Source organism: Mucilaginibacter lacusdianchii (assembly GCF_009770985.1).
In the GTDB taxonomy this organism is placed as follows: Bacteria; Bacteroidota; Bacteroidia; order Sphingobacteriales; family Sphingobacteriaceae; genus Mucilaginibacter; species Mucilaginibacter lacusdianchii.
Map to the genome: position 1 here is coordinate 1 of NZ_WSRW01000014.1, position 14215 is coordinate 14215.

Genomic DNA, 14215 nt, shown 5'->3' on the forward strand with positions numbered 1-14215 from the left:
ACATATTAAAAATATGGTTTGCGACCGCTGCATCATGGTCGTTCGCCAGCAATTTATTAGCCTTGGCCTCACCGCAGAAACAGTTGTTCTGGGCCAGGCCACTATTCACCCCGATGCAGATACTGAACAGTTGAACCAGATAAGTGCCGCTCTGAAAGTGCTGGGTTTTGAACTGATCGACAGTGAAAAAGACCGTCTGATCGAACGCATTAAAAACTTGGTGATCGAAAAAGTTCACTATAGCGATCTGACTGATACCCATATCAACTTCTCCAATTACTTATCTGATAAATTAAATAAGGAGTATACTTATTTAAGCCGTGCATTCTCTGATGCCGAAGATATAACGATCGAGAAATTCATCATACAGCAAAAGATCGAGAAAGTTAAGGAGTTAATGTCCTACGGCGAACTTAATCTTACTGAGGTCGCCTTTAAAATGGGCTATAGTAGCAGCGCACACCTTTCAGCCCAATTCAAGCAAACTACCGGAATGACACCGAGTCAATTTAAAGCCAGCGCACCGGCAGACAGGAAATCTATAAATAATATATAAAATCAACCAAATGGAAAAGAACAATTACCGATCGTTCGCATTAATGCTGACGCTATCTTTTATAATCATGTATGCCGTCATGTATCTAAATGTCTATGAAGCAGATCATATTTATCTGAACCTGACCCGGTTTTACATGACACTTTTGATGATCTGCCCGATGGCGCTGCTGATGCTTGGCCTCATGCGGATGATGTATCAAAATAAAAAACTGAACAGGATCATCACAATTACCAGTATCGCCGTATTCGGTTTAGCTCTGGCAGCCGTTCGGACCCAGACACCGATCGGAGATGTACAATACATGAGGGGCATGATACCGCATCATTCCATCGCTATCATGACCAGTGAAAATGCCAACCTCAAAGACCCGGAAGTTAAAAAGCTTTCACAGGGAATTATTCAGGCTCAGGAGAAAGAGATCGCTGAAATGAAGCGCATTCTGGCCAGAATGGACAAATAATAAATATATCAAACCATTAAAAAACATGAAAAAGATACTTAAATCCATCCTGTTATCGATAAGCCTGTTCGCCGCCGTGTTGGCTGCAAAAGCGCAGGCAACATCTCCAACTATTTTAACCAGTTATTTCGCGTTAAAAGACGCCCTGGTAGCCGACAACAGCACAGAAGCGCAGGTCAAAGCAAAAGCGCTGCTTGTTGGTCTAATCAATATTCCGGTTGACCAGCAAAAGAACTGGAAACCCTATATGGATAAACTTCTGATTGACTCCCGCCATATCAGTGAAAGCACTGAAATCGACCACCAACGTGAATATTTCGCCAGTCTTTCTAAAAATATGCTGGAAGCTGTTAAAGGGTTAAAATTAAATATTACGCCTGTCTACGCTCAGTATTGCCCCATGAAGAAAGCAACTTGGCTAAGCGAAAGTGTTGAAATCAAGAACCCTTATTATGGCAGGCAAATGTTGACTTGCGGTAAAGTGGCCGAAAGTCTGAATAAATAATCAATCTCCACAGTTCAAGGCAGTTCACCACCTTGAACTGTTAAAATCAATTTTAGGATCATGAAAAAATCATTTATCATACTCACCCTGGCCGTTGCTATTTTAGCTATTGCCGCCTGTAACTCCAGCAGCAAATCCCCCCATTCAACAGCCGAAAGTGACACGGCAAAAACATCCGCAGCAAATATTACCCCGTTAGCAACATCAAAGGCCTTGGTCGAAGATTATTTAAAACTAAAGAATGCGCTTGCCAAAGACAACAGCGACGATGCGGCAACTGCCGGCAGATCGTTGGCTGACGGATTCGCTAAATTCGACAGGTCCGCACTGACTGTTGAACAACAAAAGTCCTTTACGGATATCGCCGATGATGCGCAGGAAATGGCGAAACATATCGGCGAGAGTGCGGGCAAGCTACCCCATCAGCGCGAACATTTCGATATACTGAGTAAGGATATGTATGACATGGTCAAGCTGTTCGGGGCGGGCCAGCCACTATATGTCGACCGCTGCCCTATGTATAATGATAAAAAAAGTGCGATATGGCTAAGCGAAACTAAAGCGATCAGTAATCCTTACCTCGGCACGGATATGCCAACTTGCGGAATTATCAAGGAAGAGTTAAAGTAAATCAGATGAAAAGGCCATTAAAGATATCGTTCATTGCCTTATTGGCTCTATTTATCATTATTCAATTCATCCCGCGGGGGCACAATGAAGGAATCGCACGCGGAGGTAATGATATTTCAAAGGCGACTATTTTTCCGGCGGATGTTAACGTAATTTTACAAGGGTCGTGTTATGATTGTCACAGCAATCATACTGAGTATCCTTGGTATTCAAAAATTCAGCCTGTCCGGTACATACTGGATGATCATATTCGTAATGGTAAGAAAGAATTGAACTTTACGGAGTTCGCCGGTTATACTAAAAGACGACAAAGAAGCCGGCTGAGGGAGATCGGACAAAGCCTTTCCGAGGGCTCGATGCCATTGTCATCTTATATTCTTATTCACCGCAATGCGATACTTTCCCAAAAAGAAAAACAGCGGCTCCAGCAATGGGCTAAAACTACAGGTGATAGCCTGTCCTTAAAAAATTAGACATGAGAAAAATAATATATGCAATGCTGCTATTTGTAAGCCAACTTGCAATAGCACAGACTCAAACCACTGATATGCCGGGTATGCAAAAAACGCAATCAGTTACCTATACCTGCCCAATGCACCCAGAGATCCATTCCGCCAAACCAGGAAATTGCCCAAAATGCGGCATGAAACTAGTTAAAGAAAAAACAAAAGCCACGAGTAAAAAGCCGGTAAAAAAAGCGTCTGAAAAAGCCGGGATGGCAATGGATACGGCAAAGAAAGTTGCAAAGCAAATGCCCGGAATGGATATGAATAGCAGCATGGATAAAGCTAAGGAAACGCCCGGGATGCGAATGGATAAAATGGGCACTGAAATGATGAAGGAGGCCAAAGCCGATCTGGGGTCTATAAAAACTCTTCTGCCTGATGGGCCACCCAGAACAGTAAAATATAACCTTTTTGTTGCCGATACTACAGTCATCTTTGGTAAAAAAAAGAAACACGCTATTGCGGTGAACGGGCAAATTCCTATGCCGACCTTAACATTTACAGAAGGCGATACTGCAGAGATCGTGGTTCACAATAACCTTGACGAACCTACCTCTTTGCATTGGCATGGTTTGTTTCTGCCAAATAAAGAAGACGGGGTTGCTTATTTAACGCAAATGCCCATTCCAGCGCACAGTACTTACACTTACCGTTTCCCAATAGTTCAACATGGAACGCACTGGTATCACAGTCACTATGGCTTACAGGAGCAGATCGGCATGTATGGCAGCTTTATATTAAAAAAGCGAAGAGAATGGGATATCCCAACTATACCGTTAGTGATCAGCGAATGGACGGACGTAAAACCTGGAGAGGTGGACCGTAGGTTGCATGCTGCTTCCGACTGGTTTGCGGTGCAAAAAGGCAGTACACAAAGCTATTCCGAAGCGATAAAACAAGGGGCGTTCGGTACAAAGTTGGCCAACGAATGGAAACGGATGAACGCAATGGACCTGTCTGACGTGTATTACGATAATTTTTTACTAAATGGTAAAAATCAGCTGGAGGCCGCTCGGTTCAAAGCCGGAGATAAGGTTAGATTGAGAATATCCAATAGCGGGGCATCCGATTATTTCTGGCTATCCTATGCAGGCGGAAAGATAACCGTGGTAGCCAATGATGGCAATGATGTGGTACCGGTGGAAGTTGACCGACTTATTATCGCAGTTTCTGAAACTTACGATGTAGTAGTTACTATTCCTTATAATAAAAGCTACGAGTTTTTGGTGACACCTGAAGACCGCAGTAAATATGCATCGATATGGTTAGGAAGCGGCACCAGGGTTTCTGCAAAGAAGATGGATCGCCCTAAATATTTTGCCGGCATGAAGATGATGAACGATATGATGGATATGAACGGCAATATGAAGGAGATGGAAGGTATGAAAATGCAGAACCAGATGATGGATATGAACACGGTAATGTACCCCGAGATCACTGGTCCGGAAAAAAAGCCTATGCCAAAAGCCAATAATGGTAGTAAGAATACGGCCATGGGTGACATGAACATGGGAGGAATGGACATGAGTGGGAACCATGATTTTGTAACCCTCAATTATGGCATGCTCCACGCTCCACAAAAAACCAACTTGCCGAAAGGTCCATGGCGCGAGTTAAAGTTCGATCTGACGGGTAATATGAACCGTTACGTTTGGACGCTGGATAACAAAACAATTTCGGAAACTGATAAGATATTGATCAAAAAAGGCGAGAATCTCCGGCTGATCCTATACAACAACAGCATGATGCGTCACCCCATGCACCTGCATGGTCATGATTTCCGGGTACTAAATGGACAAGGAGACTATGCACCGCTCAAGAACGTGCTTGACATACTGCCTATGGAGCGTGATACCCTGGAGTTTGCTGCCAGCGAACAGGGGGGCGACTGGTTCTTCCATTGCCATATCCTTTATCATATGATGAGTGGTATGGGCCGGATATTCAGCTATGAAAACTCGCCGCCTAACCCTGCCGTGCCAGACCCAAAACTTGCTCAGCGCAAGCTTTTTGCCGACGACCGCATGTTCCACCTCATGGGGCAGGCCAGTTTGGAAAGTAACGGCAGCGACGGGCAATTTATGTATGCTAATACCAGGTGGCAGATCAGTACACTTTGGCATTTAGGCTTTGATGCACAAATGGGTTACGAAAGCGAGACGATGGTAGGAAGATATATTGGCCGTATGCAGTGGCTATTACCTTATGTTGGTTTTGACTATCATTATAAAAGACCCGGCAAGCATGAGAAGAACATCTTTGGCGATGATTCTCGGAATATGTTCGGGCAGACAAGTAACAAAGAACAAAGGCGCACTGTGGTAGCAGGTTTAGCCTATACTTTACCGATGCTGTTTGTGGCCGATATGCGGGTGGACGGCAATGGCAAATTGCGCTTTCAGTTAGGGCGTGAAGATATTCCTGTTACATCGCGATTGCGTTTTAGCCTGATGGTAAATACCGACAAGGAATATATGACAGGTTTCCGATATCTCTGCACCAAATACCTTGCACTCTCAACACATTATGATAGCGATATGGGATTGGGCGCTGGATTAGCGTTTAACTATTAATCAAAAAAAGCATTATTGGTCACTTTTTATTTATAGAGTGGCCAATATTTTATTCTGAACCAAAACGCCAGATTCACTAAAGCTATCAGTGCCGGAACCTCAACCAGTGGCCCGATCACCCCTGCAAAGGCTTCTCCTGAATTGATGCCGAATACGCCAATAGCTACCGCAATAGCAAGTTCAAAATTATTACCCGTAGCAGTGAAGGCAATAGAAGTTGACCGGGAATAATCTGCACCAAAATACTTGCCGACAAAAAAGCTGGCAATGAACATGATAGCAAAATAGATCATCAAAGGAATTGCAATACGTACTACATCAAAAGGAATCTGTACGATCAGTTGGCCTTTAAGGCTAAACATCACGATAATAGTAAATAACAAGGCAATTAATGTAATGGGCGATATGAAGGGTACATACTTAGCGTTGAACCAGGTTTCGCCTTTCAGTTTGATAATCGAATAACGGCTGATGACTCCTGCGGCAAATGGCACACCCAAATAAATGCCGACCGATTTCGCGATCTCGCCAATGGTAATATTAACGGCTAGCCCTTTTAAGCCGAATAACGGCGGCAGAAAAGTAATAAATACATAAGCATAAACACTGTACAGCAATACCTGGAAAATGCTGTTCAGTGCGATAAGCCCTGCTGCATATTCACGATTACCTTCGGCCAGCTCATTCCAGACCACTACCATTGCAATACAACGGGCAAGGCCAATCAGGATAAGGCCAATCATATAATCAGGATGGTCGTGCAGTAAGGTAATAGCTAATACGAACATCAGTATCGGCCCGACTATCCAGTTGAGGATAAGCGAAGCACTTAGCACTTTGGTATTTCGAAACACCTCGCCCATATTCTCATATTTAACCTTGGCCAACGGCGGGTACATCATTAGAATTAATCCAATAACGAGCGGAATATTAGTGGTACCGGTTGAAAAGGAGTTTATCATTGTGGACGACGAGGGGAAAAAATAGCCAAGGCCAACGCCAATCGCCATCGCCAGGAAGATCCATAGCGTGAGGTAACGGTCAATAAAGCCTAACTTTTTTCTTTCGACAGCCGGTGCGCAGTGATCGATACTCATTAGTCCTTTAAGTTTTCATTGACGAAATTCCTTGCGTATTTCCTGATCATTTCCCGCACTTCGCGAAACTGCTCCATAATTTGTTCGTCTGAGCCCGTAGCTTTGGCCGGATCGGGAAAGTTTTGATGCAGTTTAATGGCCTTAGTTGGGAAATAAGGGCAATTCTCTTTCGCATTGTCGCAAACTGTGATCACGTAATCGAAAGGGGTATCGGCATATTCATCTACATTATTGGAAGTGTGGCCGGAGATATCTATACCATCACGCTTCATGATCTCGATAGCTTTGGGATTAACGCCATGTGTTTCGATACCGGCGCTATAAATAGTTGCTTTGTCGCCCGCAAAATAACGCAGGTAACCTTCTGCTATCTGGCTGCGGCAACTGTTACCTGTACAGAGTACTAATATGTTTTTCATTATTTATTAATTGTGTATTTCATTACTATAGCGCTCGCCGGGCAAACATGGCAGAACTCGGAAGATAGCTGAACTTCTACTGGAACATGCTCCCGGCTGATCTTTGCAAATCCCTTTTTGTCAAAATAGTCAGTGGCGGTTTCCGTCAATAGGTATAAAGTGGAAAGGCCTTTTTCGGATGAAAATGTAATAATGTGGTCGATTAATTTACCTGCAATGCCTTTTCCAAGAAACTCTGGCAAAACAGCTACCGATCTTAGCAAACCGTAAGTGCCGTAAACTTCTATCCCTGCAATACCTGCAATTTTATCTTTCACCATGGCGATATTAAAATCGTTCAGTTGTGCGGGCAGATCCACAACAGGCAGTTTTGCTTTAGACAGTAACTCTATTACCTGTTCCCGGTATGGTTGTGCGTTTTCTATCGTCATTTGTTAAGTTTAACAGCATCCACCGCCCGGTGTGCAACAAGCCTCGGCGGCTACCGCCAGGTTAATTAATTGCACTTTTGGTTTTTTTGTTACCGGTGCGCAACATTCCTCGCCTTTGTCATTGGTGCCACAGGAGCCGCCACGGGTTTGCGCTTTACATTGAACAAAGTCCGGGGTAAGGTTAACGATTAGTTTCTCGCCATCGATAATGAATTCATCAGGAAACATCTGGCGTGTATCAAACTGCGAGTTGCCAAACTCGATCTTCACGGTTGCATCAGTATCCAGCGGCAGCATTTTTTCTACAAGTGCAATGATTGAAAGCGCCTTATCCACCTTCATACTTCTTTCGGTTTGTTTCTCGCTTGGTTCCCAAAGCTGCATGATTACCTCTGTCCATTTATTCATTACACCTCCACAATCTACCGAAGTGATCGGGGTCAATTTGATTTCGGTGATATGAAATGAGGTTTCTACAAATTTATCTTCATCATACTGAAATTGCAGGTGCAACTCCGGGTTGGCTTGCAGTTGGGCTTTAAAATGGCCCCATGTCATCGTTTTCATAGTTTTATTGCAATATTACGATATTTCATTTCAAAAAAACTTAACAGCAGTTTCCGGTTTCTTTGTAAGAACCAAACAGCACGTTTAGTTCCAGTTGCAGTGCTCCCCAAGCTTTCGGCTCAATGCAGTAACAAACGCTCACACCCTCAATAGTACCTTGGATCAGTCCGGCATTTTTTAACTCTTTCAAATGTTGTGAAATAGTTGCCTGTGCCAGCCCAAGTTCTTCCACGAGGTCACCACAGATACAAGCATTAGTCGCAATGATATGCTGTAAAATAGCAATACGTGCGGGATGCGCAATGGCTTTTAACTGCACTGCCAGCTTGTTTTGTTGTTCGTTGAAGATGTCTGTTTTGGTAATGCCCATGATTTATATCGCAATATTACGATTAATTTTATGATCAACAAATTTTTTATTGAAAGATAAATTTGTTTTGATCATGAGCAAACCTTTAATAACTATAACCTTGCCCTTTTTTCTTTTTCTTTTTTGGCCGGTCTGGATGTGGGGCGGCAGCAATAGGTGCTTGCTCGAGTAACACATCTAAAAACTTTCCGATTGTAGTACCGGCAGATGCCATCATTTTTTGTGGCGTAGTAAATTTTTGCTGTGCAACTCCTTCAGCTAATTCCTTGACATGAGCTTTATTGGGGGTAAACTGTTCTCCTGTAGAGAGTAGATCCATTTGGCGCCTTTGTTCAAGGCTACCATTTTTTATTACATTGGCATACACCATAGTATCATGCAAGCCACGGTCAAATTTAAAATGTTGATCGAAAATACGCTCACCGCATTGTTTGAAAGCCACCCTGTCAAATTCCCCCATCTTTTTGGAATGCTCGACATTTCGCCCTCGTGAATTATTCATTGGGCTGAGCTTTACGGTATTACTAGCATCCTTGCGGCTAACAATCACTTGTATGTGCATCTGTTCTCCGGGCTTTCGTTCTCCCCGTTTTTTTAAACCCTCTTTTACTTCTTTGTCCTCGTAGCTATAATAGCGGTGATTTTCCAATTTGGCAAACCATATCAAGTCGTTACTATCCTTAATATTCGGTCGGTTAAAATTGCGCGCATATTCATCCATCACCAATACAGCATATCCTTTAAGTAGTTCTTTAATTTGTTCCCGGTTATTTTCTGCGAGCAGGTGAGTGAGTTCCTTTTGACTTGGGCTAATATTTACAAGGAAGAATTTTGCATCATTGCGGCCAAGTTTAGCAATATTATTATCAATCTTTTGCCTTACTTCATAGGCGGAAAAACAATTATCTGTCTGATTAAACCAATATTCATGCTCAGCATTATCCAAGCGGTTTTCCTTTTCCAGGTAGTTAACTAAACCTCCCGCACTGCCTTTGTTGTCGGCAGTTTTACTGTCTGTTATGTTGATAAACATACCTTATCTTAATATTTCTATTTGTGCTTTTGTATTTGCTAACAGTTCTTCCTTTTCCCGACTGGTATTGAAACCACTGATATTTTCCCTGGCTTTGGCATAGCCGTCAAGTATGAGCGCGAATTGCTTTTTTAACTGTTCCTTACCCGTTTGCTGAAGTTCTACACGCTTTATAACATCAGCAATTAGTTTAAACCTGTCTGATTCTGTTTGCTGCCCGGCCAGTACTGCATTTAAACCTGGCGACAACGTTTCGTTAAAAAAAATTATCACATTCCTAAAAGCTTCTACCATGCGGTCTACATCCCTCCTCGTTGGTATCAGTAGATCATTTTCCTGGGTTTTGATGAAGCCAATCAAATCTTTATGGTTCTTTACGAGTGCGTTCTTCAGCATTTCATCATTCAGGTCCATAGGGTCTTTCTTGCTTTTGTAGAAATAATCTACCATCTGAATAAATATTTGTCGTTTTGTCCTTCCTAGTTTCAAGGCGATCTTCTCAAACTTCTGATCAACCGCTTCGGGATACCTTACCGACCGTGTGTTAATATCTTGCATACATCACAATTTTATTGTTAAAACTCTGCTGGTATATAACTTTATATCCTGATACATAGTTATATAGATAGCCAGTTATATGGAATACCCAGAAGTATCCTGAAAACGCCCTTTTTACAGTCGTGGGCGCAGGTAAGTATCCCTGGAGGATACTTAAAACCCTTTTTGCAGCGCAAAAAGCAAGCAAAGTAGGGCTCTGCCCAACTTCCGCTTGCTCCCTTACGGGACAAGCCAGGTCGCCATACATATTTGTACAGTTGATGTTTGAAGCGGTTGTCGCACTTCGCGCGAAAACCGCTGTTAATGGCCAAGAGAAATATTTGAAAGTGTGGACTGGGCTGGTGGGTAATATCATTCTTGAGATAATTGAGTAATAAATTGATATGCCGCTATATTGGTACACTGATATATGTTTAGCGGTTATCCCAATATAAAATAGCTGGATAACTCTATATCCAGTTACAGGGTTATATTGTTACCAACATGGCTTGCAGTGTCATTTACTTTCCAGTTTTCCGGCCAGTCAACCATACTTGCTTTTGTCGGGTGAAAGGATGGCAGGTAGAGGATATAACCAAAGTCCCGTAACTCTTTAATGCACTTTTGATAAGTGGCAGTGGATGCAATTCTCGATGTCGCCAATAAACCGCTTCTGCTTATTTTAAATGGACGCTGATAGCCTGAGCGCTGCCAAAAAATGAAAAGCCCTGAGAAAAGGCTGACGTGTGTTGGAAACAACCGCTCATCCTTACCCAACGATCTGAATAATTTTGAATAGCCCTTTAAATCCGGGGAAGATGATAAGACTTTCATTTTATTTTCCCTTCTAATAATTTGTGAATGTCTTCCAGCTTGTAATAAAGCATTCCGCCTATTTTAGTAAACCTTAATGTACCATTGATACGCAGGTTTTGTAAGGTGCCTGGTGATATGTTTAAAAGCTTTCGTACCTCTATACTTTTAAGCCACTTTTTCCCCTGGCCTTCTTCAGGCCGTATCATTTGCCTGATCTCCTGGAGCAGGTCTTTTTTAAAATCGTTCAAATCATCTTTCGTGATCACTTCAATTGCCGCCATATTTGATTTGTTTAAATTACAAACAGTAAAAAATATTTATCCATGCTCCCAACGACAAATCCTACTTACGTGGGAATAGTTAAAATGCCTAAAATCAGGCAGAACAAATTTAAACAATGTTTTGATAAAATAAAATATTATCAAAACATTTATTATTTTTGTATAACTCTTTATTGAAATATTCTAAGTAGGAGATACATTACATTTGGAAAATCATCAGTTGACAGGAGCTTAAACAATGGGGAAGATCGCTTACAAAACATATTTGAATGACAGGCTTAAACAAGCAGACTTTCATGGAACACCTACATTTCCCTTGTATATACAGATCACTTACGAACGAAAAAGCATTTTTTTCAAAAGCTATTATTTCCAGTTACTCTCGAAACGTAAGTACTTAATCGTTGTGCCGGGTATAGGTTCAAGGGGGCCGTCTTTAGAATTTGTAAAAAGCAGGGAAGAAGTGGTTATTAATTATTGTATCGACAAACTTGGTGATAACTTTTCACTCGATACTTTCAAAGAATTATATGATGGGATGAGCACTGATTTGTGTGATATGCTGGAAGGTGGCTTTTTTGAATACCTGTTTAATTTCTTTTGGGACGAGGGAAACCCGTCCATGCGGGATGCTATTCATAATGCAATACCTACAGTTACCCCATATAACTTGCTTCATGATTTTAAACGCATGTTTAAAGCCGATTTTTATAATAAGTTGATAGAAAATTCCTTTTACTACGCGCCCCCGTATTTGCCGCTATATGGTTTTAAAGATGGCCCGCAAAAGGGTGACCCAATCATTTTTTCTGTTATGGATTGGCAGGACAACTCTATTAAAGAGAAATTTCAAACTTACGTGGAGAAGACTTACCCGTTTGCGAAGGCTAATGATGTTGTAAAAGCTGTAGATACCTGGGCAGGAAAATATTTGTCCGTATCTTCTGGAAAATAAAAAGCCGCTCCATTTGAAGCGGCTAACTGGATATATTTTAACGACTGGGGCCTCTATAAGGTCGCAATTCTTGTGTAGGCGAAGGTGGTATGAATTTCTCGACAATAGCATTTATCCGATTGACAAACTTTTCAGGTATGTTACTACTTTGATAAACAAGGCTTCGATTTTGTATGCTAAGCAAGGAACGTAAATGCTGATTACTTTTGGAAGCATCAGCGATCTCTACATTGTCAAAGTGATCGGCAAAACGTTCGATATATTCTAACCCTAAATCGTAGTTCTGTTGAATGTTTTTAATATCAACAAAATGTCCACCGTCCTTCACTCTTTCATTCACACGGAAAACAGATTGCTCGATACTCTCTAATGTCAGGTAAATCAGGTGGGTAGCATAACCATGCGCTTTAAAATGAGCGACAACATCCATCAATGATTCATCTCTAAAATTAGTTTCTAAAGTAAAGTGCCGTCTATCTTTAACTGCGGCGTTCACCTGTTTGAAAAAATCTTTAGTCGCTTCCTCATATATGCTTCGTTTAGGCATACGGGGTGATTGGGCCTCTATCTGTGCAACAACTTTGTCAACATCAAAAATAATGGCACCGGGTATCGACAAGTCTTTAGAGAAAGTCGATTTTCCCGCTCCATTTGGCCCCGCGACAAATAATAGTTGCGGGTTATTTGACATAAGATCAAAGGGTTTTTATGAAGTGTTCCTGATATTTATCGTCCATCCACATCAAGTCCTTGCGGTCGGCGTATTCGTGTACTGCATGGGACGTAGTTGGGCAAACTGAGGGATCGTAATAGGTAATGTAACCGCCTTTAGCAAATTTTTCCTTTTTCATGGCCTCATACGTTGGCCTAAGACGTTCTTGCAATTCCTTGTCTGTTAGATCAAAGACTGATTTTAAACGTAGGTCGATGGTGGTTGCGTTGCTCATGGTTTGATGAAATGCTCTCATACAAATATAAAGATTGAAATATTAAGAATTATGAATGTTGATATTTAGGCGGTCTTGGCTACACGCTTCTTTGGTACCAGCTTTGCCTCTAATTGCGACATGTCTTCGCTGATCTTATGATCTAAAACTTTAGCATATATCTGCGTAGTCTTGATGCTGGTATGCCCCATCATCTTAGATACCGTTTCAATGGGCACGCCATTATTTAATGTAACGGTAGTGGCAAATGTGTGGCGTGCAATATGAAAAGTGAGTTCCTTTTCAATATCACAAATACCTGCAAGTTCCTTTAAGTAAGCGTTCATTTTTTGATTACTCATAACAGGCAATAACAGATTTTCAGCGATACATTGCGGATGCTTATCGTAGGCGCGAATAATACCTGCTGCCACAGGTAAGACAGGGATACGGGAAAGTGTATCTGTTTTTTGACGCTGGGTATATATCCAGGTTTTGTTGTCGATTCCTTTTACCAGTTCAGAACGTTTAAGCTTTCGTGCATCAACGTAGGCCAGCCCCGTGTAACAACTGAAAACAAAAATATCCCTTACCGTGCGTAAGCGGGCGTTCGGAATTTTCTTTTTTGTCAACCGGTCAAGCTCTTTGGTGTCGAGTACTTCCCGGTAAACCTTTTGGGTACGTGGCTTATAATTCAGATATGGATCGATTGTCAGCCAGCCATTACCCATACAGATCCTCACGATCTTACCGAGGTTCTTGATATATTTTATGGCAGAATTATTGGCGCATTTACGGACAGTCCGTAGATAGTATTCAAAGTCGTTTAGAAATGCAAAGTTGATCTTACTAACCGGTATGTCAGTGATATTGTATTGCCATTGCATAAAATCTTTGGTGTGCATCAAAGCTGTTTCATAACGCTGCCAGGTGCTTTTTTCAAACTCCTGCCCAACCAAAGCTTTCATCTTTTCATTATGATCTTCAAAAATGGCCACAAGCGTTCTTGCGCGTTCCAACTTACCGGTATAGCGGTTCTTTATAGTTTCTACGGTTACCGTTTCATCGGCAGCAGTCATCTGCCTGTGGATCTCGTAAAGCTGATGTTCAATACTGCTCATGAAAGCATTAAGGGAGCGGGCATCTTCTTTATTACCGGTCGCTCTGCCGGTATCAGTATCCCAGCGGTCAGGATCACACTTCCGGCCAATGGAAACTTCGGTACGTTTGCCATCTACTGTGATGCGCAAATAAATAGGGGCTGAACCTGATTCATAATTCTTTGGCTTTCTCAGGCAAAAAAGCACGGTGAGCATAGTTCTCATGTTGTTTTAACTTGCTTTTTAAGTGAACAAAATTGTTAAATAAGTCACTTGAAATCAAGATGCGCAATCATTGAACAGGTTGATATACAGATATATATCAGTTAATTCGGGAGTTGTTTTTCGGATCGGGAATTAACTCCCGAATTATTGTCATTTTCCTTGCGAAAACTTGAATAATTTGGTTTGGCCGTAAAACAAAAAACCCTTCAAATGATATCATTTGAA

Annotated in this window: 19 protein-coding genes; 7 read left to right on the forward strand and 12 right to left on the reverse strand. The window is 41.8% G+C overall.

Annotation, left to right across the window (positions count from 1 at the left end):
- The 6 genes from GPM24_RS21915 to GPM24_RS21940 form a co-directional block, all read left to right on the forward strand.
- On the forward strand, positions 1-556 hold a 556-nt coding region (locus GPM24_RS21915; RefSeq protein ID WP_199269833.1), incomplete at its 5' end, for a helix-turn-helix domain-containing protein.
- Positions 557-566: 10 nt separating this feature from the next.
- Positions 567-1019: a DUF305 domain-containing protein gene (locus GPM24_RS21920; protein WP_199269834.1), complete on the forward strand. Its 453-nt coding sequence runs from the start codon at positions 567-569 to the stop codon at positions 1017-1019.
- Between the two features lie 25 nt (positions 1020-1044).
- On the forward strand, positions 1045-1524 hold the full coding sequence (locus GPM24_RS21925; protein ID WP_158829882.1) for a DUF3347 domain-containing protein: 480 nt from the start codon (positions 1045-1047) through the stop codon (positions 1522-1524).
- 60 nt (positions 1525-1584) lie between these two features.
- Positions 1585-2154, forward strand: coding sequence for a DUF3347 domain-containing protein (locus GPM24_RS21930; RefSeq protein ID WP_158829884.1), 570 nt, complete (start codon positions 1585-1587; stop codon positions 2152-2154).
- 5 nt (positions 2155-2159) lie between these two features.
- Positions 2160-2627, forward strand: a complete 468-nt coding sequence (locus tag GPM24_RS21935) for a heme-binding domain-containing protein (protein ID WP_158829886.1) — start codon at positions 2160-2162, stop codon at positions 2625-2627.
- 2 nt (positions 2628-2629) lie between these two features.
- A complete protein-coding gene (locus GPM24_RS21940; protein WP_158829888.1) occupies positions 2630-5233 on the forward strand; it encodes a multicopper oxidase domain-containing protein in 2604 nt (867 codons plus the stop codon).
- Between the two features lie 26 nt (positions 5234-5259).
- On the opposite strand, the gene arsB is transcribed toward GPM24_RS21940, so the two are convergent.
- The 9 genes from arsB to GPM24_RS21985 form a co-directional block, all read right to left on the reverse strand.
- Positions 5260-6330: an ACR3 family arsenite efflux transporter gene (arsB, locus tag GPM24_RS21945; protein ID WP_158829890.1), complete on the reverse strand. Its 1071-nt coding sequence runs from the start codon at positions 6328-6330 to the stop codon at positions 5260-5262.
- Positions 6330-6749: an arsenate reductase ArsC gene (locus GPM24_RS21950; protein WP_158829892.1), complete on the reverse strand. Its 420-nt coding sequence runs from the start codon at positions 6747-6749 to the stop codon at positions 6330-6332. The genes arsB and GPM24_RS21950 overlap by 1 nt, the downstream gene beginning before the upstream one ends.
- The gene (gene arsN2 / locus GPM24_RS21955) at positions 6749-7180 is read right to left on the reverse strand and encodes an arsenic resistance N-acetyltransferase ArsN2 (protein ID WP_158829894.1); all 432 of its coding nucleotides are present in this window, start codon (positions 7178-7180) and stop codon (positions 6749-6751) included. Before arsN2 ends, GPM24_RS21950 begins: the two co-directional genes overlap by 1 nt.
- A 9-nt stretch (positions 7181-7189) precedes the next feature.
- Positions 7190-7747 (reverse strand): DUF6428 family protein, encoded by a 558-nt coding sequence (locus GPM24_RS21960; protein WP_199269835.1) that lies wholly within the window; start codon positions 7745-7747, stop codon positions 7190-7192.
- A 40-nt stretch (positions 7748-7787) separates the two neighbouring features.
- Complete coding sequence (locus GPM24_RS21965) at positions 7788-8117, reverse strand: ArsR/SmtB family transcription factor (protein ID WP_158829896.1); 330 nt, start codon at positions 8115-8117, stop codon at positions 7788-7790.
- Positions 8118-8202: 85 nt separating this feature from the next.
- Positions 8203-9150, reverse strand: a complete 948-nt coding sequence (locus GPM24_RS21970) for a DUF5712 family protein (RefSeq protein ID WP_158829898.1) — start codon at positions 9148-9150, stop codon at positions 8203-8205.
- A 3-nt stretch (positions 9151-9153) separates the two neighbouring features.
- A complete protein-coding gene (locus GPM24_RS21975; RefSeq protein ID WP_158829900.1) occupies positions 9154-9708 on the reverse strand; it encodes a BfmA/BtgA family mobilization protein in 555 nt (184 codons plus the stop codon).
- Between the two features lie 459 nt (positions 9709-10167).
- Complete coding sequence (locus GPM24_RS21980) at positions 10168-10521, reverse strand: hypothetical protein (protein WP_158829902.1); 354 nt, start codon at positions 10519-10521, stop codon at positions 10168-10170.
- The gene (locus tag GPM24_RS21985) at positions 10518-10784 is read right to left on the reverse strand and encodes a helix-turn-helix domain-containing protein (protein ID WP_146269371.1); all 267 of its coding nucleotides are present in this window, start codon (positions 10782-10784) and stop codon (positions 10518-10520) included. The genes GPM24_RS21980 and GPM24_RS21985 overlap by 4 nt, the downstream gene beginning before the upstream one ends.
- 238 nt (positions 10785-11022) lie before the next feature.
- Between GPM24_RS21985 and GPM24_RS21990 the strand changes: the two genes are divergently transcribed.
- A complete protein-coding gene (locus GPM24_RS21990; protein ID WP_158829904.1) occupies positions 11023-11739 on the forward strand; it encodes a hypothetical protein in 717 nt (238 codons plus the stop codon).
- A 37-nt stretch (positions 11740-11776) separates the two neighbouring features.
- Here the strand turns inward: GPM24_RS21990 and GPM24_RS21995 are convergent, their stop codons facing one another.
- Genes GPM24_RS21995 through GPM24_RS22005 form a run of 3 tightly spaced genes read right to left on the reverse strand, consistent with a single transcriptional unit; the run spans position 11777 to position 13990 of the window.
- Complete coding sequence (locus tag GPM24_RS21995; RefSeq protein ID WP_158829906.1) at positions 11777-12430, reverse strand: zeta toxin family protein; 654 nt, start codon at positions 12428-12430, stop codon at positions 11777-11779.
- Between the two features lie 4 nt (positions 12431-12434).
- A complete protein-coding gene (locus GPM24_RS22000; protein ID WP_158829908.1) occupies positions 12435-12707 on the reverse strand; it encodes a hypothetical protein in 273 nt (90 codons plus the stop codon).
- A 44-nt stretch (positions 12708-12751) separates the two neighbouring features.
- Positions 12752-13990 carry a site-specific integrase gene (locus GPM24_RS22005; protein ID WP_158829910.1) on the reverse strand — a complete coding sequence of 413 codons (1239 nt, stop codon included), beginning with the start codon at positions 13988-13990 and terminating at the stop codon, positions 12752-12754.
- Between the last annotated feature and the right edge of the window lie 225 nt (positions 13991-14215).